This window comes from Trinickia fusca (assembly GCF_003628145.1).
Lineage (GTDB): Bacteria > Pseudomonadota > Gammaproteobacteria > Burkholderiales > Burkholderiaceae > Trinickia > Trinickia fusca.
On record NZ_RBZV01000001.1, the window covers coordinates 725,075 to 742,911 of the forward strand.

At 61.4% G+C, this 17,837-nt stretch carries 19 protein-coding genes; 11 read left to right on the top strand and 8 right to left on the bottom strand.

The window, feature by feature from the left end; all coding sequences use genetic code 11:
• The first annotated feature begins 12 nt into the window (after nucleotides 1-12).
• The 7 genes from D7S89_RS02975 (at nucleotide 13) to D7S89_RS03005 (ending at nucleotide 5,880) form a co-directional block, all read left to right on the top strand.
• On the top strand, nucleotides 13-705 hold the full coding sequence (locus tag D7S89_RS02975; protein ID WP_121275432.1) for an HlyD family secretion protein: 693 nt from the start codon (nucleotides 13-15) through the stop codon (nucleotides 703-705).
• A gap of 46 nt (nucleotides 706-751) precedes the next feature.
• Complete coding sequence (locus tag D7S89_RS02980; protein WP_121275434.1) at nucleotides 752-1,258, top strand: YbjN domain-containing protein; 507 nt, start codon at nucleotides 752-754, stop codon at nucleotides 1,256-1,258.
• A complete protein-coding gene (locus tag D7S89_RS02985; protein WP_245982629.1) occupies nucleotides 1,258-1,626 on the top strand; it encodes a hypothetical protein in 369 nt (122 codons plus the stop codon). The genes D7S89_RS02980 and D7S89_RS02985 overlap by 1 nt, the downstream gene beginning before the upstream one ends.
• Nucleotides 1,627-1,674: 48 nt before the next feature.
• On the top strand, nucleotides 1,675-2,175 hold the full coding sequence (locus D7S89_RS02990) for a YbaB/EbfC family DNA-binding protein (RefSeq protein WP_245982632.1): 501 nt from the start codon (nucleotides 1,675-1,677) through the stop codon (nucleotides 2,173-2,175).
• Between the two features lie 69 nt (nucleotides 2,176-2,244).
• A complete protein-coding gene (locus tag D7S89_RS02995) occupies nucleotides 2,245-3,681 on the top strand; it encodes an aldehyde dehydrogenase family protein (RefSeq protein WP_121275436.1) in 1,437 nt (478 codons plus the stop codon).
• A gap of 260 nt (nucleotides 3,682-3,941) precedes the next feature.
• Nucleotides 3,942-5,132 (top strand): NAD(P)H-dependent flavin oxidoreductase, encoded by a 1,191-nt coding sequence (locus tag D7S89_RS03000; RefSeq protein WP_121275438.1) that lies wholly within the window; start codon nucleotides 3,942-3,944, stop codon nucleotides 5,130-5,132.
• Between the two features lie 70 nt (nucleotides 5,133-5,202).
• Nucleotides 5,203-5,880, top strand: coding sequence for an OmpW/AlkL family protein (locus D7S89_RS03005; protein WP_121275440.1), 678 nt, complete (start codon nucleotides 5,203-5,205; stop codon nucleotides 5,878-5,880).
• A 132-nt stretch (nucleotides 5,881-6,012) separates the two neighbouring features.
• Here D7S89_RS03005 and D7S89_RS03010 read toward each other — a convergent pair whose 3' ends face one another.
• A complete protein-coding gene (locus tag D7S89_RS03010; RefSeq protein WP_121275442.1) occupies nucleotides 6,013-6,216 on the bottom strand; it encodes a DUF1289 domain-containing protein in 204 nt (67 codons plus the stop codon).
• Between the two features lie 447 nt (nucleotides 6,217-6,663).
• Here D7S89_RS03010 and D7S89_RS03015 point away from each other — a divergent pair, with 447 nt between their 5' ends.
• The 4 genes from D7S89_RS03015 to D7S89_RS03030 all read left to right on the top strand — a co-directional run bounded on the left by D7S89_RS03015 (nucleotide 6,664) and on the right by D7S89_RS03030 (nucleotide 10,773).
• Nucleotides 6,664-7,764 carry a polyamine ABC transporter substrate-binding protein gene (locus D7S89_RS03015; protein WP_121275444.1) on the top strand — a complete coding sequence of 367 codons (1,101 nt, stop codon included), beginning with the start codon at nucleotides 6,664-6,666 and terminating at the stop codon, nucleotides 7,762-7,764.
• 101 nt (nucleotides 7,765-7,865) lie between these two features.
• Nucleotides 7,866-9,029, top strand: coding sequence for an ABC transporter ATP-binding protein (locus tag D7S89_RS03020; protein ID WP_121275446.1), 1,164 nt, complete (start codon nucleotides 7,866-7,868; stop codon nucleotides 9,027-9,029).
• On the top strand, nucleotides 9,026-9,955 hold the full coding sequence (locus D7S89_RS03025) for an ABC transporter permease subunit (RefSeq protein WP_121275448.1): 930 nt from the start codon (nucleotides 9,026-9,028) through the stop codon (nucleotides 9,953-9,955). Before D7S89_RS03020 ends, D7S89_RS03025 begins: the two co-directional genes overlap by 4 nt.
• Nucleotides 9,955-10,773, top strand: coding sequence for an ABC transporter permease subunit (locus D7S89_RS03030; protein WP_121276048.1), 819 nt, complete (start codon nucleotides 9,955-9,957; stop codon nucleotides 10,771-10,773). The genes D7S89_RS03025 and D7S89_RS03030 overlap by 1 nt, the downstream gene beginning before the upstream one ends.
• Nucleotides 10,774-10,926: 153 nt before the next feature.
• On the opposite strand, the gene D7S89_RS03035 is transcribed toward D7S89_RS03030, so the two are convergent.
• The 7 genes from D7S89_RS03035 to D7S89_RS03060 form a co-directional block, all read right to left on the bottom strand.
• On the bottom strand, nucleotides 10,927-11,601 hold the full coding sequence (locus D7S89_RS03035; RefSeq protein ID WP_121275450.1) for a hypothetical protein: 675 nt from the start codon (nucleotides 11,599-11,601) through the stop codon (nucleotides 10,927-10,929).
• A gap of 300 nt (nucleotides 11,602-11,901) precedes the next feature.
• Nucleotides 11,902-12,174 carry a hypothetical protein gene (locus tag D7S89_RS03040; protein WP_121275452.1) on the bottom strand — a complete coding sequence of 91 codons (273 nt, stop codon included), beginning with the start codon at nucleotides 12,172-12,174 and terminating at the stop codon, nucleotides 11,902-11,904.
• Nucleotides 12,175-12,187: 13 nt separating this feature from the next.
• Entirely contained in the window at nucleotides 12,188-12,496 is a 309-nt protein-coding gene (locus D7S89_RS27085; protein WP_147426584.1) for a hypothetical protein, read from the bottom strand.
• A gap of 170 nt (nucleotides 12,497-12,666) precedes the next feature.
• Nucleotides 12,667-14,121, bottom strand: coding sequence for a hypothetical protein (locus D7S89_RS03045; RefSeq protein WP_121275454.1), 1,455 nt, complete (start codon nucleotides 14,119-14,121; stop codon nucleotides 12,667-12,669).
• A 105-nt stretch (nucleotides 14,122-14,226) separates the two neighbouring features.
• On the bottom strand, nucleotides 14,227-14,928 hold the full coding sequence (locus D7S89_RS03050) for a papain-like cysteine protease family protein (protein WP_121275456.1): 702 nt from the start codon (nucleotides 14,926-14,928) through the stop codon (nucleotides 14,227-14,229).
• Nucleotides 14,929-15,284: 356 nt separating this feature from the next.
• On the bottom strand, nucleotides 15,285-15,890 hold the full coding sequence (locus D7S89_RS27090; protein ID WP_147426585.1) for a hypothetical protein: 606 nt from the start codon (nucleotides 15,888-15,890) through the stop codon (nucleotides 15,285-15,287).
• Between the two features lie 483 nt (nucleotides 15,891-16,373).
• On the bottom strand, nucleotides 16,374-17,837 hold the full coding sequence (locus D7S89_RS03060) for an efflux transporter outer membrane subunit (RefSeq protein WP_121275458.1): 1,464 nt from the start codon (nucleotides 17,835-17,837) through the stop codon (nucleotides 16,374-16,376).

The following is a 17,837-nucleotide window of genomic DNA, read 5'->3' on the forward strand; positions in this document are numbered from 1 at the left end:
CGGGAGCCATCCATGAAGAGCGCTCGCTACTCGACAATCTCGCTGGCTCTTGCCGGTGTGCTGCTGGCCGTTGCCGGCGGTGCTCACGCGCAGAGCATCGAAGACAAGCTGCGCAGTCAGCTGCGCGCGACGGCGCAGCAACTGCGTCAGGCTCAGGACAACCAGGCGCAGCTTCAGGCAGACAAAGCCGCTGCCGAGGAACAGCGCGACAAGGCGCTCGCACAGCTCAAAGATGCGCAGGCAGCGCTTGCGGCCGCCAAGGGCTCGTCGAGCGAGCAAGCGGCGGCTCAGCGCGCGCTTGCGCTCGAGAAGTCGGCGCGCGCGCGTGATGCTCAGGCGCTGGCGAAGTACAAGACATCGAACGACGAGTTGAGCAACACCTCGCGGACACTCGATGCACAGCGTCTGCAACTGCAGAAGGAAGCCAAGCAGCGCGACGCTCAACTGCAAGCGTGCGAGGCCAAGAATGCGGAGCTGTACCGCGTGGGACACGAGATCCTCGATGCCTACGAGCACGTGGGTCTCGGGTCGATCTTCGCCTCGCGGCAGCCGTTCGCGCGGGCGGCACGCGTGCAGTACGACCAGATCGCGCAGCGTTATGGCGACGCCCTGTACGCGAACCAGTACGACCCCGCCGCTCGTGCGGCCGCTGCCGCGTCAGGCGTGCCAGCGGCGGCAGCGTCGGAACCGTCCGCTCTCCATTGAGCGGCGGCGCAACTTAAGAAGCACAACGAAACCCGGGAAGACTGACATGGTTGAAAACGACACGAATGCTTTGTCCGAGCAACAAGCCGAGCGCGGTGGGATCGAAGCCGTGAGCATCGATCAGGTTGCGGAGATTTTTCGGGCAGCGGGCTATCGCGTGACGCCGGCCGAACAAAACGGTATGGTGCAGCTCATGAGCGCGAGCCAGGGCGTCGGGTTCGCCATCCGCTTCGGCAATGTCGCGCCTGCGGTCGCCGGCCAGGATGTACCGGCTTCGGCCGAGTCCGTTCGATACCTGGACTACACGCTCAGCTGCGTGTTGCAGGTGCAGGGCGAATTGCCGGCGGAGCTGGTGTCCAGCTGGAATCGAACGAAGCGGTTCGCGCGGCTGGCGACGCATGGCGCGTTTCTCGCGCTGGAGTGGGATGTTCTCGTGGCGGGGGGCGTCAGCGAGCGTCATGTTCACGCGACGATCGAGTTGTGGGACCGGTTGATCCAGGAGTTGCTGCTGCACTTGCGTAACCGGCCGGCGATGGCCGCACAGGAGCAATAATGAACAGACTGGCAATGACGGCAGGAAGTCTTCTGTTGAGCATGCCGCTTATCGTAGTCGCGGCGGACGATGTCGCCGCCAGCCGTGCCGCCGCGCAAGCGAGCCCGGCGACCAAACCGGTATGTGTCGACGCCGAGGTGGATGGGCAGCGCGCCCTGTCGTACGACTGCCTCAGTGCGCAGCTCAAGCCGAAGGCGGAGCCGCAGGGGAGTGCATCGCAGACAGCGGCCGAATCGCAGGCGAAGGGGCCGTCGAATCGGGTCGGCACATTCAACGCGTCGGCGGAGCATAACCGCTTCGGCACCAACTGGGGCAAGTCGGTCACGCCGCAGCGTCCGGCACCGCCCGTGGCCGTGCCGCCCCGATGACGGCTCACGCACCACGCTGGCACTGATCGACGCAGGGAGAAGGTGAACATGACATCGAACGAGCGGACGTGGACGACCCGCCTGCGCCGCGTGGCAGGCATGGCGCGCAATCATCGGTTCGGGCCGTTTGGCGCGATCGCGGCGCTCGCTTGTGCAGGCGTGCTCTCGTGGTCCGTGCCCGCTGCGTCGCAGACGCTGGACGTTCCTCAGCCGTGGATCAAGTATGCCCAACTCGTGGGACGGCAATTTCAGGGATGGCTCGAGCAAGATAACGATTCGACGAAGCAGTTGCATCGGTATATCGACGAGCGGCTCCAGAATGCCGACGCGTATGCGCTGCCGCCCACGATTGCGATTCGAGCGTGGATCGGTGCGGATGGGACGGTGACGAAGGTCGAATTCGACTCGCTCGGCGATGAGAGCGCCGATGCCAGCCTCAGGAAATTGCTGACCGGACACGCGCTCCCGGAGCGGCCGCCGGCCGATATGCTGCAGCCGTTGCACGTACGCGTGGGGGTGGTCCCCAATCCCCAAGCGCAGGGCAGTTGAGTCCTATCGGCTACGGCCATCGCCACCGCTGAGTACAATAGGGCATCCAATCCAAAAGACGGGATCGCCATGAAAACATATGAACACCACTATATCGGCGGCAAGTGGCTGAAGCCGGCTGGCACCGGCACGATCGACGTGATCGATTCAGGCACCGAGGAGGTCATCGGGCGCATTCCCGAAGGCACCGCAGCCGATGCGCAAGCCGCCGTCGAGGCAGCGAAGCTCGCGTTCGAGGGCTGGGCCGCGACGAAACCGGAGGAGCGCGCCGACTACCTGCAAAAGATCGCCGTCAACCTCAAGTCGCGCATCGACGAACTCGCGCCGCTGATCAGCGGCGAAGTCGGCATGCCGCTGAAGCTCTCGCGTGCGATTCAAGTCGGCAGCCCCGTCTACAACTGGAATGCTTACGCGAAGCTGGCCCGCGAATTCCCGTTCGACGAACAGCTGGGCAATTCGCGCGTCGTGCGCGAGCCCGTCGGCGTGGTGGCGGCCATTACGCCGTGGAACTATCCGCTGAACCAGATCACGCTGAAAGTGGCGGCTGCGCTCGCGGCGGGCTGCACGATCGTGCTCAAGCCCTCCGAAGTCGCGCCGCTCAATGCCTTCATCCTCGCCGAAGCGATTCACGACGCCGGGCTGCCCGCCGGCGTCTTCAATCTCGTGAGCGGTTATGGGCCCGTCGTCGGTGAAGTCCTCGCGAGCCATCCGTCCGTCGATATGGTGTCGTTCACGGGCTCGACGCGCGCGGGCAAGCGCGTGGCCGAACTGGCGGCGGCGTCGGTCAAGCGCGTCGCGCTCGAGCTTGGCGGCAAGTCGGCTTCGGTCATTCTCGACGACGCCGATTTCGCGACGGCCGTCAAAACGACGGTCGGCGCCTGCTATCTGAACTCGGGGCAGACCTGTTCGGCGCATACGCGCATGCTCGTGCCCGAGTCTCGCTATGAAGAGGCGCGCGCGCTCGCGAAGGAGGCCGCCGAAGCCTACGTGGCCGGCGACCCGCGCGACGATGCGACGCGCCTTGGACCGTTGGCCTCGGCCGTGCAACGCGATCGTGTGCTCGGCTACATCGAGCGTGGCATCGCCGAAGGGGCCGAACTCGTCACGGGCGGCCCTGGCATGCCGCAAGGGCTCACGAAGGGCTTCTTCGTCAAGCCGACCGTGTTCGGCCGCGTGCCGCCGCAGTCGACGATCGCGCAAGAGGAAATCTTCGGCCCGGTGCTGTCGATCATCACCTACACGGATGAGGAAGAAGCGATTCGCATTGCGAACGATTCGATCTACGGCCTGGGCGGAGCGGTGTGGGGCGGCGACGATGAGCGTGCGACGCGTGTCGCGCGACGCATCCGCACAGGGCAGATCGACATCAACGGTGGCACCTGGAACATGGAAGCGCCGTTCGGCGGCTTCAAGCAATCGGGCTACGGACGCGAGAACGGCAAGTACGGTCTCGAAGAGTATCTCGAGTACAAGTCGCTGCAGTTCAAGATGCCGAAGGGGGCATGAGACTGACGTGAGCGAAGCACCGGTGTTCGCCGGCTGCTGTTGGCTTTGGCTCCACCGTTGCGCGGCGCTTGCCTTTTCGGGCATGCGCCGCGTGGCGTTTTAGCGCGCGTCGAACGATTTCTGTCTTGGCGGCGCACCCATGACCCAGATCAACGAACCGCCGATCGGCGGCGCCCGCGACGGCCTTCGTTGATCCTCGGCAATGCATGCCTTTGCCCGATGCGCGAGCATCACCGCTTTGGTCTCGGGGCACGCGCATCATGTTTCCTTCTCATCCGTTCGCACCACTCACGATTCGCGGTCGCTCGCTGTTGCCGATCGTGCAAGGCGGCATGGGCGTCGGCATTTCCGCGCATCGGCTCGCCGGCAGCGTCGCCCGCGAAGGTGCGCTGGGCACGATCGCCAGCATCGATCTGCGTCACCATCACGCCGACCTGATCGCGTGCTGCGAGGCCAACCCCGATCGCGCCACGCTCGAGCAAGCCAATCTCGATGCGCTCGCCCGCGAGATCGAGGCCGCGCGGCAGGTGTCGCAAGGGCGCGGCATGATCGCGGTCAACGTGATGAAGGCCGTCAGTGCGCATGCCGATTACGTGCGCGTCGCCTGCGAGCAAGGTGCCGACGCGATCGTGATGGGGGCTGGGTTGCCGCTCGATCTGCCTGACCTGACTCAAGGCTATGACATCGCGCTGATCCCGATTCTTTCCGATGCGCGCGGCGTCGCGCTCGTGCTCAAGAAGTGGGCCAGGAAAGGGCGCCTGCCCGACGCGATCGTCATCGAACATCCCGCACACGCCGGCGGGCACCTGGGTGTCACGAATCTCGATGACATGCAAGATCCGCGCTTTGCGTTCGAGCGCATCTTTGCCGACCTCGAGCTCGTGTTCGAGCAACTCGGCATCTCGCGCGCGGCCGTACCGCTCATTGTGGCGGGCGGTATCGACGGTCACGACGCCGTGGCCCGGTGGCTCAAGGCCGGTGCCGACGGTGTGCAGGTCGGCACGGCGTTCGCGGTGACCGAGGAGGGCGACGCGCATCCGAACTTCAAGCGCGTGTTGCTCGATGCGAGGCCTGAGGACATTGTCGAGTTCATCAGCGTGACGGGACTGCCCGCGCGGGCAGTCAAGACGCCGTGGCTCACGCGCTACCTGCGCAACGAATCGCGCATCCGCACGAAGATCGGCTGCCGCCGGCATGCGTGCCCGACGGCCCTCGAATGTCTGTATGCGTGCGGACTGCGTGATGGCATCGAGCAGTTCGGCCACTTCTGCATCGACACGCGGCTCAGCGCGGCCTTGCGCGGCGACGTCGCGAACGGCCTGTTCTTCCGAGGCAAGGAAGCGCTGCCGTTCGGCAACGAGATGCGCAGCGTGCGCGACTTGCTCGAGCTGCTGCTGACCGGCGTGGCGCGACCTGCTGTCGCATGCCGCTCCGCATATGCACTGACTTGACTGCGGTCAAGCCCCGGGTTGTAAAGCCCCTAAAAAATATAGGGGCTTTACAACGACCGGAACAAACAACATGAACAAACGCATCACGACGCTGACCGCAGCGGTTTGTCTTTTGAGCGCGCTTGGCGCGGCGTCAGGGGCCCAGGCGGCCGATAGCACGAGTATGACTGCAGCCGTCACACCGGCCGATGCCGCGAGCGGCGCCATTCATGCGGGCGACTGGCTCGTGCGGCTGCGCGCGATCAGCATCGAGCCGCTTGCACGCACGGACAACACGCTGCCGGCGTTGAACGTCGGCGTCAACAATGCGCTCGTGCCCGAGCTCGACTTCACGTACATGATTCGCGACAACGTCGGCGTCGAGCTGATTCTGGGTACGTCGCGCCATCAGGTGACGTCAAGCCTCGGCAAGCTGGGCGGCATCGGGGTCCTACCGCCGACGCTGCTGCTGCAGTACCACTTCAATCATGCGGGCCGCATTCGTCCTTACGTCGGTGCCGGGCTCAACTACACGCTCTTCTACAACAACGGCCTGCACGCCGGTAACCAGCCGATCGCGACCGACAACCACAGCTTCGGCCCGGCACTGCAAGCAGGCGTCGACGTTCAAGTCGCGAAGAACCTGTTCGTGAACGCGGACATCAAGAAGATCTGGATGAAAACGGGGACGTCGCTGAACGGGACTTCGCTCGGCACGCTGCACATCGATCCGCTGGTCGTCGGCGTGGGCGTTGGGATGAAGTTCTGAGCATGAGGGACTGAACCCGAGCTGCCGTGGACTTGATCGCCGCGGCAGACGGGGACAAACGCAAAACGCCGGCTGAGCCGGCGTTTTGCGTTTCAGTCGTCTATATAGAGAGTAGAGAGTAAGCGGACGGGCTCAGTCTCGGTCGTACTTAAAGCGCATGGCCGTGCCTTCGCGTTCGATGCGGGACCAGACGGCACGCTTTTCGTCTTCGCTGAGGAAGACCCAGTTCGAGACTTCCGTGGCCGTGCGGCCACAGCCTTTGCATATCTCGTCGAAGAGCGTCGAGCACACGCCGATGCAGGGGCTGTCGGGCCGGGAATGGAGTTCGGAGGTCATCGCGAAGCAGGTCGTAACAGGGAAAGAAGGGACGAATGGCGGTCGGCAGGGGCCGACGAAGGCTCCATGTTAGCGCACACGGCACCTCGTTCCGGCATGGCGGGTCCGCACGAGATGAAAGCCAATCGAAGGAAATGACCGCGCCTGACCATGACTAGAAGATGACATCGATTATTTTCGTGGTGGACACGTGCCGATAACCCGATAAAATTGCGCGGCTTTGCGCGCGGCGTGCCGTGCGTGGTAGAAGACGAACGATGCGTAGCGGACGTCGGCTGGGCGTGCGAAGGGGCGCTGTACCCTTTGTGCGACAGGTCGGCGTTTTTTTCGATTGCGCGGCGCATTTGATGGTAGTTTTCGAGTTTTTTAGGAGTCGCCTGCCTGACGCGGCGGCAAGGGCTTGGGAATAGGGGATCGGCCGGCTCGTCGATCCGGACGGAGAAGCGGATGAAAGCAAAAATGTTGAGACACTTCGCCATGCTCGCGCTTTGCGCGACGGCCACCGTAGGCGCGGCCGCCAAGGACACGCAGCTGAATGTCTATAACTGGTCCGACTACATCGCGAAGGACACTATTCCGAACTTCGAGAAGCAGACGGGCATCAAGGTTCGCTACGACAACTACGACAGCGACGACACGCTGCAAGCGAAGCTGCTGACCGGCAACTCGGGCTACGACATCGTCGTGCCGACGAGCAACTACGCGGGCAAGCAGATCGCAGCGGGCATCTTCCAGCCGCTCGACAAGTCGAAGATGCCGAACCTGAAGTATCTCGACCCGGCGCTGATGGCGCTCGTGGCCGGCGCCGACCCCGGCAACAAATATGTGGTGCCCTGGGCCTGGGGCACGACGGGCCTCGGCTACAACGTCACGAAGGTCCAGCAGATCCTCGGCAAGAACGTGCCGCTCGACAACTGGGACATCCTGTTCAAGCCTGAGAACATTTCGAAGCTGAAGACGTGCGGCGTGTCGGTGCTCGATGCGCCCGACCAGGTGTTCGCAGCGGCGCTGCACTACATCGGCAAGGATCCGATGAGCACGAACCCGGCCGACTATCAGGCCGCGCTCGCGATGATGAAGAAGATCCGTCCGTACATCACGCAGTTCAACTCGTCGGGCTATATCAACGACATGGTCGGCGGCGACATCTGCTTCACGTACGGCTGGTCGGGCGACGTCGTGATCGCCAAGCACCGTACGCTCGAGGCCAAGAAGCCGTACAAGCTCGAGTACTACATTCCGAAGGGCGGTGCGCCGGTCTGGTTCGATGTGATGGCGATTCCGAAGGATGCCGGGCACAAGGAAGCGGCGCTGAACTGGATCAACTACATCGAAACGCCGCAAGTGCACGCCGCGATCACCAATGCGGTGTACTACCCGAGCGCGAATGCCGAAGCGAAGAAGTACGTCGATCCGACGATCGCGAACGACCCGGCCGTCTATCCGCCGGCCGACGTCGTGAAGACGCTGTTCCTGCTCAAGCCGCTGCCGCCGGAAATCCAGCGTCTGCAAACGCGGCTGTGGACGGAATTCAAGTCGGGCCGCTAAACAGATGTGCCGCCCAGGCGGCATCGAACGTGGCATCAAGAAGCCCCCGGACCGTTGCCGGGGGCTTTGTACGTCAAACGAGTGGAGTCAAGCAGCACATCATGAGTGATCAAGCGAGCTCGCAGGCCGGTAGCGGCGCGCGCCCAATGGGTATGGCGTCGGCGGAAGGGACGTCGACGGAGAATTTTGTCCAGATCGTCGACGTCGTCAAGAAGTTCGACGAAACGGTGGCCGTCAAGAACGTCAGTTTGTCGGTGGCCAAGGGCGAGCTGTTCGCCCTGCTCGGCAGCTCCGGCTGCGGCAAGTCGACGCTGCTGCGCATGCTGGCCGGCTTCGAGGCGGTGACCTCGGGCAAGATCCTCATCGACGGGGAAGATCTCGCGACGCTGCCGCCGTATCGCCGGCCCGTCAACATGATGTTCCAGTCGTACGCGCTGTTTCCGCACATGACGGTCGAAGCGAACGTGGCGTTCGGGCTCAAGCAGGAGGGCGTGCCCAAGGCCGAGCTCAAGGATCGCGTGCACGACGCGCTGGAGCTCGTGCAGATGGGCCGCTTTGCCAAGCGCAAGCCGCATCAGCTCTCGGGCGGCCAGCAGCAGCGCGTCGCGCTCGCGCGTTCGCTCGTGAAGCGCCCCAAGCTGCTGCTGCTCGACGAGCCGATGTCGGCGCTCGACAAGCAGATCCGTCAGCGCACGCAGATCGAGCTCGTGAACATTCTCGATCGCGTCGGCGTCACATGCATCATGGTCACGCATGACCAGGAAGAGGCGATGACGATGGCTTCGCGCCTGGCCGTCATGAGCGAAGGCAGCATCGTGCAGCTCGGCACGCCGCATGAAGTCTACGAGTACCCGAATTCGCGTTTCTCGGCCGAGTTCATCGGCTCGACGAACCTGTTCGACGGGCATGTCATCGAGGACGAGCCCGACCACATTTTCGTCGAAACGTCCGATCTGCCGTCCCAGCTGTACGTGAACCACGGCATCACGGGCCCGCTCGGCATGCCGGTGACGATCTCGGTGCGGCCCGAGCGCATCGCGCTCACGCGCAAGCCGCCCGAAGGCGCCTACAACTGGGGCCGCGGCACGGTGTCGAACATCGCGTATCTCGGCGGCCATTCGCTGTATCACGTCAAGCTCGACTCGGGCAAGACGGTGGTCGCAAGCGTCTCGAGCCTCGCACTCTCCGAGATCGAAACGCCGACGTGGGGTGACGAGGTCTATGTACGCTGGAGCGCGAGCGCAGGGGTGGTGCTGACGTCATGAAAGCGTTGTTGACTTCGATCGCCATGTGGCCGGCCCGGCGCCTCAGGCTGACGGGCAGTACGGCCGTCGTCGCGGGGCCGTTCCTCTGGCTGCTGCTGTTCTTCTTCGTGCCGTTCCTGCTCGTCGTCAAGATCAGCTTTGCCGAGCTGCAGCTCGGCATTCCGCCGTACACCGAGCTCACGTCCATCAAGGACGGCGTCGTGCAGATCGCGCTGAACGTCCAGCACTACGCGTTTCTGTTCAGCGACACCCTGTACTTCGCGACCTACGTCAATTCGGTGCTCGTCGCTGCCGTCACGACGTTGCTGTGCCTCGTGATCGGCTATCCGATGGCGTATTACATCGCGCGCTCGAATCCGAATTCGCGCAATCTGCTGATGATGGCCGTCATGCTGCCGTTCTGGACGTCGTTCCTGATTCGCGTCTACGCGTGGGTCGGCATCCTCAAGAACAATGGGCTGCTCAACAACTTCCTGATGGCGATCGGCCTGATCCATACGCCGATCGAGCTGTATCGCACGAATGCGGCCGTCTATATCGGCATGGTGTACTCGTTTCTGCCGTTTCTCGTGATGCCGCTGTACGCGCACCTCGTGAAGATGGACCTCACGCTGCTCGAGGCCGCCTACGACCTCGGCGCGAAGCCGTGGAAGGCATTCGTGCAAATCACGCTGCCGTTGTCGAAGAACGGGATCATCGCCGGGTGTCTGCTCGTGTTCATTCCGGCCGTGGGCGAGTATGTGATTCCCGAACTGCTCGGCGGTGCCAACACGCTGATGATCGGTCGCGTCATGTGGAACGAGTTCTTCAACAACGCGGACTGGCCGATGGCTTCGGCCGTCACGTGTGCGATGGTGCTGCTGCTGCTCGTGCCGATGGCGCTGTTCCAGTACTTTCAAGCCAAACAACTGGAAACGCGCCGATGATCAAACCGAATCGCACCTTGCAGCTGGTGACCCTCGGCATCGGCTTCGCATTCCTGTACATCCCGATCCTGAGCCTGATCGTCTATTCGTTCAACGAGTCGCAACTCGTGACGGTGTGGACGCATTTCTCGATGCGCTGGTATGCGGCGCTCGCGAACGACGACGAACTCATCACGGCGTTCTGGCTGTCGCTGCGTATTGCGTTGCTGACGGCTTTCGCATCGGTCTTCATCGGCACGTGGGCCGGCTTCGTGCTCGCGCGCATGGGTCGCTTTCGCGGCTTCACGCTGTTCACGGGCATGATCAACGCGCCGCTCGTGATCCCCGAGGTGATTCAGGGCATCTCGCTGCTGCTGCTGTTCATCGAAATGGGCAAGTGGCTCGGCTGGCCGGGCGGGCGGGGGCTCGTGACGATCTGGATCGGCCACGTCATGCTGTGCATGTCGTATGTCGCGATCATCGTGCAGTCGCGCGTGCGTGAGCTCAATCCGTCGCTCGAGGAAGCGGCGCTCGATTTGGGGGCGACGCCGTTCAAGGTTTTTTTCGCGATCACGCTGCCGCTGATCTCGCAAGCGCTGATGTCGGGCTGGCTGTTGTCGTTCACGTTGTCGATTGATGATCTCGTGCTGTCGGCGTTCTTGTCGGGGCCGGGGTCGACGACATTGCCGCTTGTCGTGTTCTCGCGGGTGCGGCTGGGGTTGAATCCCGAGATGAATGCGCTGGCGACGCTGTTTATCGGTGTCGTGACGGTGGGCGTGATCGGCATCAACTATTTCTTGCTGAAGGCGGAGAAGAAACGGATGGCGGGTGTGGCGTAACACGCGACGGGTGTGAGCGCCAGCAGATCGCCCGTCCTTGCCGTGCAGAAAGACGGAAGGACAGAAGGACGGGCTTTTCCATGCTGGGAAGGTCTGCGCCTAGTCCATCGGCTCGCTACGTGCAACCGCCGAAGCACTTCCTCAGAGCGAACATCAGTAGCATCTCTGCACTCCGGATTGACGGTAGGTGATTGTCCCAGGTTCTCGGGTTACGTACTGCTGGTTGTAGCCTCTGAACGGGATGTGCGTACGCTTGGCAGACTGAAGAAATTCCTCTAGCTGTCGTTCGAGAGCGAGTTGCTCTTGCGCATACTTGTTGAAGATATTCGCGCCCTTGCCGTTGTTGCGTTTAAGGACCTCCGGTAGCTTACCGAGGGTGTACATGAAATGGTCTTCGTACAGCACGGCCTGAGCCTGAGTCGGCCACGGGTCGACGACGATGAAATGCCCTTGAAACCAGCTGAGCTTACCGAGCAGGCAAAACGAGTGGTCGGCGTTCCGTGCGCTCACCCACAGCACTTGGTATTGCGGGCCGATGCTCTCGCGGCACCGGACGTACGCACAGGCCGCCATCTCGCCGCAGTTCCCGGCCCCGGCGACAACCGCGGCGAGGGCCATACGTCGGGGATGCCTGCCCTCTTTCTGGGGATGGGCATTATGCTGTCGCGCAAACCGCGTACGCAGTTTCGCTTCCGGCCCATACGCGTTGTAGGACTCTTGTTGGTTTGAGCTACCGAAGTGTAGGTCTTGTTTGACCTGTTTGATTACGGCATCGCCGATCTCAAGTAGTCGCTTTTCTTCGGGGGTGACTTCCTTTGTGATGTTCATACAGGATCAATGTGTGACAGTGCGACGGGGAACTGTGGTGGAGTGTCCCGGTGCCGCTGGGATGAAGCGGGACATGGGTTTCTCGGTCGGTAAACACTCGAACGCCGTGAAGGCAATCGATAGCACCGCTCGCGCTTGGCATGACCTGAGGCAACACGGAAATCGTGCTTCACACGAGCGAAAGAGATTGTCGTCGCTATACGATGGTCGTGTCGCAGCGAAATTTCTGATTGGTCAAGTGACGATTCTTTGAATTCGCTCACGGCGTGGGCCCTCGTCACAGGAAATTGGTACGTGAGCTCAGGCGTAGCCGGACCTGCCGAGTACCGCGTCGTATTCGTCCAGTGGCATCAGTGGTTGCGGGCTCGCCGCCGTTGTCCCACGCACGCGAACATGCTCAGCAAGTAACGTCATCATCCCCGCGTAGGCGAGTGTCGATGACACCGGAAAGCTCAGCAACTTCACGTCGACGGCATCAGCGAATGCGCGCCCACGCTCGACCATTTCGCTCATGGTCAAAAGGCCGAGGTCCGGCGCGCCGATCAACGATGCGGATAACCCGTTCCCGATCATATGGAGCGAAATTCTAATCGCGCTTACGGACCGGATACGAGTCGGGATGGATAAGAACGAGGTTTGAGGCTGAGGGTAACAGTGCAACCGAGGTCGTGCGGGTTATGGCATTGATTTCTTCCTCTGACGGTGCCGTCGAAACGCGACGTCCGCCCCATACTTGAGCGCTGACTGGGCGAGGATCATCGGGATGCGGCGCTTCCCAGGAGATCTCCAAGGAGTCGCCGGAAGGGAATTCCAGAACGAGGGAGTCCGCCGTGAGGCGTACCAACTGCCCTGATGCATCTGGGATGTACGCTTTGATCTGTTTCGGATCGGTCATATTTGGCTCCAGTGGGTGTGTGACGGATTGGTTAGCGTGACGCACAGGGCATCAGTCGAGCGATCGTCGTGAGTGTTCTCAGACGATTCGCAATGCGTGGGGGGCGGAGGTTCCTTTAGCCGCCGGCCGACGAGGCACATCACAGAGCGAACTCCGACTTCAAATTCGATTTATGCAACAACGCCCACCTTGACGTTCATCTCCTTCAGCAGGGCGGCCAGTTCGCGGTTTGTGAAATCGCGGTTTTTCTTGTGGTAGTCGCCGCGCTTTTCGAGGATTTTTACCGCCATCTCGGCGGCCGCCAGCCTCGGTACGCCAGCCCTGTTCTGCAGGTATTGGCTCAACTCGACGTGACTCGACGTCATCGCATCCAGTTCGCCATCCATGAACAGGGCACGGATCAGGGGCATCTCTTCGACTCGCGCTCCTAACTTGATCCGCGCATACTCGCGCATCACGGAGCGAATATTCGCGCGATTGGCAAGAATGCCCGGCGGCGGCTGACTGATTTGGGTGCCTGGGGCGTTGAAAAGAGCGTCGAGACCCTGGCTGACCCCAAGCGAATGGGACTGGGCTCCCACCACAACAATGTCCCGGTGTGTCGTTGCAATTCCTACTGCGGCTCGCCCCTCCTGACCGTGGACCACGAGCGGCGCCATATCGCTGACGATATACGGGGCGAAATACGACATCGCCGGGGCCGAGGAACCGATCGCGCTGACGACCCTCGATACCGGCAGTACGCTCGACGATTTGAATGACCCGTTTGAAAGGTTGGTGAGATTTTTGAAGTACACCAGTATCCCAGGCTCGCGCATGTCGCCGAAATCGTTGAGCTGGTTACGTTCCTCGAATCCCGCGATGTCGCCGGTGAAAAGAAGGCCGTGTTCGCGTAGAAATCTCAGTGTCTGGCTGTTGCGACCTCCCGGGTTTGCGCTGAGGAAGGCACGTCCATTGTTGGGCCCCACGACATAAGGTATCGCGCCATAGGCAGTGCAGACCTCCGCGTTCCACATCGCAGTCGGTCCGTCACCGACGATCAGTACGATGCTGCCGCTTTTGACCACCAAACCGGTTGAGACCCCCTGCGACCCTGTGAGGTACTCCCCAAACGGGCGCTCGATGCCCAGATGCCTTTTTTGGGTAGGCACATTCACCGACCTCTCGGGCCCGGCACCTAACGCTGCAATCACTTCGCTCGCGATGATTTCCAGCGGGGGACAGCCAGGCGATGAAACAGTCGCGACGATCTCATGGTGATCGTACTTCTCGATTTTCGTTACCGTTCCGTTGATCTCCAGCCCCTTGCCGAGTTCGAGTGCGGTCTGTTTCTGCCATCGCATGCTTTTCTGGAGTTCCTCGACTTTCGCAAACCCGCCCGATGGAGGGCCGCTCTGCGTTCCCACCAGATTGAGCGCTGCCGAACTTTGCCCCAACCGCAACCCAGCCAGCACGTGTTGCCAGTCAAACGGCTGCGCGCCGGGTCTGCCCACGATGGCCAACGGCAGGTCCACGCCATCGGCCTTCGCATGCGGCGTGCGCTGCGCCCAACGAGACAGCGCCTCGATCGCTGTCGGGCCCCTGCCTATCAGAAGCCTTCCTACACTCAAAACAGGATTCTTCATCGTTCTTCTCCTCGCTCAAATCCTTTTCCAGCCTCTACGGTGCCTCGTTTGTAACGCTGACTGCACGAGAGCTCGCACCAAGCCTGACCAAAGACAACTCGGAAATCACGTTCCGGACGGGCGAAAGTGATTGGCGGTAGTAGGGGGGGAAGTAGTCGTTGAGATCCCATGTCGACGCGCTACGGCGATCATCGAAAATACTTCTTCCCAATCAAGCCAATTATTAAATGCCGAGATAGACATCCTCAAATTTGGCCCGCGCCAAGGATCATGGTATATTATTTCGCTCTCGCTAATTCCAATCAAAAGAATCCAATGACTAACTACACCATAGCGCACCTTTGATGCGCAAATCACCGGGCCATTGACAATCAGGTACTTTGCCAGGTCATTCATCGTCAAGGCGGTTTGGCCAATCCTATCTCTGGGCAATGAAGGTGTAAGGCCGGCCGATTGAAGTTGGCTTATGAGTATACCTGAACTTGTTCCATCCAATACGCCTCGCGGGTTATTCAATGACATCCGGTATGGCCTATTGTGGAATGCCATAAGCATGTTTATGCAGGCATCTCCGCATAGATTGATGTGTTGCTGATGGATGTATCTGACTTTGTGGTAAATTAGTGTCGAATAATCGCTTTTATATGACTTGTCCAATGATGGATCAAATTGAGCGTCACTGCTGAAGTCAAAAAAATATTTAAGCGGACCACGTAATCGCATTGCCCTCTCCTTTGGTGGCGCCTCCGTTGTTGCGGGGCGTTGTTGCATAAGCGTCGCGGCGATGGTCGCGGCCAGCCGGGACATTCCTCACGTATATTTCCGCTCCTGCTTAAAATGCCACCCGTGGTATTCGTAGGCAAAGTACGTGCGCGCTTTCGCTTTCTGATCGGGTATAGAACTTTCTTCTAAAGCTGACCGGCGCGAAGGAACTTATTCGCGACGATTGGAATGAGCTTGGGCATGGCAGATATCTCGGCATCGTTCTGAAGCCGCACAGATATCTTCTAGCGGCGTGAGCGCTAGTCTAGTTCAGCGATCGCATCCCCAGTTCTCGGACAGTTTGCAGCTTTTGCCGGAATCGTGCGCAGCAGCGGAATCGGGGCGAGCACGGCGGCCGAGACGGTCAGCGTGACCGGCCGAAATCGGCGCACTGTCGCGCCTTATCTCTGCATCAACCTGATGTTCTCATTGAAGTAGCCGCGATATCTTCCGCCGATAGGATCAAACCCACCCTTCACGGTTGAGCCTCCATCTGTGTAAATGCCAAAGCTCAGAACATGCCACCAATTGTGACGATAAACGCAGATAAACTGAACAAGCGGATACTTGTAACGCTCTGCGCCGTCGCCTCGCCAATATGCATTGGCCTCAATCCGACATACTGTAGCCCCGGCATTGCGTACTCTCCCCATGCATCTTCCGTTGCTATCATGATGAAAGACAAATTGATTGTTCTGTACCGTCACCTCCAGTGCACATCCATTCATTCCACCGGTTACAACGATCGTGCCTTCTGCAATACCATTAACCGGCCCAACAGTGACATTGCCCACTCCGTGAACATATGGAAAATAAAAATCACGACCGCTTTCGCTTCGATTAATCGTTAATTCATTAATTCCATTGATCAAGGTCGTTGCTATGTTAACTCGGCCGCCGGTTGGAACTCCAGGTATGCTCGCATTTTTTACAAAGAATACATTTCTGCCTGCGGTCTCGCTCGGAAACATTCTCAAGCGCATGAGATTCATAAAGGCATCATGCATTCATTTTTCTCCTGTTAAGTGGTCCTGGTGAAAAGGTACGATTCCTAATACACATCTCGGCTCAAGGGGCATGGCGCCGAAGAGCGCGTAGGGTTTCGGCGCCGTCATGACTTTCTGCAAGCCTTCCCATATGGTCTTGGTGCCGGGCTCATCGTCGCCGTTGCTTGCAAGGAAGCCGCCCAGTTGCACGTTAGGCGCGGGACTTCGGTGAGCTTGGGCGCGCCCTCGGGGCTACGCTTATACGATTGGAATGAGCTTGGGCATGGGCAAATATCTCGGCGTCGTTCTGAAGCCACCCAGATATCTTCTAGCGGCGTGAGCGCTAGTCTAGTTGAGCTATCGCGGCCCCAGTTCTCGGACAGGTTGCAGCTTGCGCCAGAAACGTCCTGGCCGCAGGCCGACGATTCGCCACGAAGGGGCACGCGTTTCCCGCGTGCCCGAACCACCGCATACCTCACTCACGGGTTGCTTCGGCCGCGCCGGCTACCCGCCTTGTACCGCCGGCAATTCCCCCATCGCTTGAAACAGCATGGCCGTATCGCTGAGCCGCTGCGCTTGAGCGCGAATCGCGTCGAGCTGCACGCTCAGATACTGCTGCTCGCTTTGGCGTGCCGCCGTCGCGGGCACCGCGCCGAGGCGATGGCGTGCATCGGTTTCGGTGAAGGCCTGCTGCGCGGCGCGCGCTTGCGTGTCGGTTGCATCGAGCGTTTGCGCATCGTGTTCCAATGCCGCCAGCGAATCGGCCACGTTCTGGAATGCCGACAACACGGCCGCCTTGTACTGCTCGAGCGCGGCTTGGTAGGCATCGACGGCCGCACGCCGCTGCGCGAGCAGCGCGCCGCCGTGAAAGAGCGGTTGCGTGAGCGAACCTCCGATGCTCCATAGCGCACCCGCGCCCGAGAGCGCATTCGCCCAACTGAAGCCGCCTTGACCCATCGACGCCGTCAAAGACAAGCTCGGAAACAGCTGTGCCGTCGCTACGCCGACTTCCGCTGCCGCAACCTTCACGGCCGCATCGGCTGCGCGAATGTCGGGGCGGGCGCGCAGCAACGTCGACGGCACCACGACCGGGACCGATGACGGCAACGACAGGCTGGCCAGATCGAGCGGTTCAGGTGCGGCATCGGGCGTACGTCCCAGCAGCACCGCGAGCGCATGGCGCGAGGCCGCATATTGCTGACGTAGCGCGGGCAGGTTGGCCGCCAGCGCCGCTGCGCTTTGCCGCGAGGCAAGCGACTGCGCATGCGCAACGGCGCCCAACGTGTAACGCTTTTCATCCTCCGCAGCCGTTTCGCTTGCGAGCGTAACGAGACGCTCCGTGACATCGATCTGCTGCTTGAGCATAGCGACGTTGATCGCGCCTGCGACGATGTTCGCAGCCAGTGCACGGCGCGTGGCATCGAGCTCGAACGCCTGCACGTCGACACGCTCGCCGAGCGCGGCATTGGCATAGCGCGCCGCGCCGAACAGGTCGAACGTGTAGTGCAACTGCAATTGCCCGACGAACACGTTGTAAAGCACGGTGTTGGGGCCGGCCTCGGGGATGCCGAGGTTGCGCTGGCGCGTGGCTTGCCCGCTCGCATCGATCGAGGGCAGCAGCGACGAGCCGATTTGTGCGCGCAGCTGCTCGCGTGCCGAGGCCAGAGACTGCTTTGCCGCGGCCAGCGTCGGGCTGTTGCGCAGGCCCTCGTCGACTAGGGCATCGAGCGCGTCCGATCGGTACAGCCGCCACCATTGCGGCATCGGTTCGGCGCCGACGTCGAAGCGCTGGGTGACGCCACCCGCCGCGACCGTCTGAGCCGGCGCGGCGTCGGCGCCGTAGTGGGCAGGCGAGGGCATCGCGGGCGGTTTCCCGTCAGGGCCGAGCGCGCAGCCTGCGGCAAGCAGGCTGGCGGCCGCGAGCGCACACCACCCGGGTACGCGACGCTGAATATCGAGGTGGCTCAT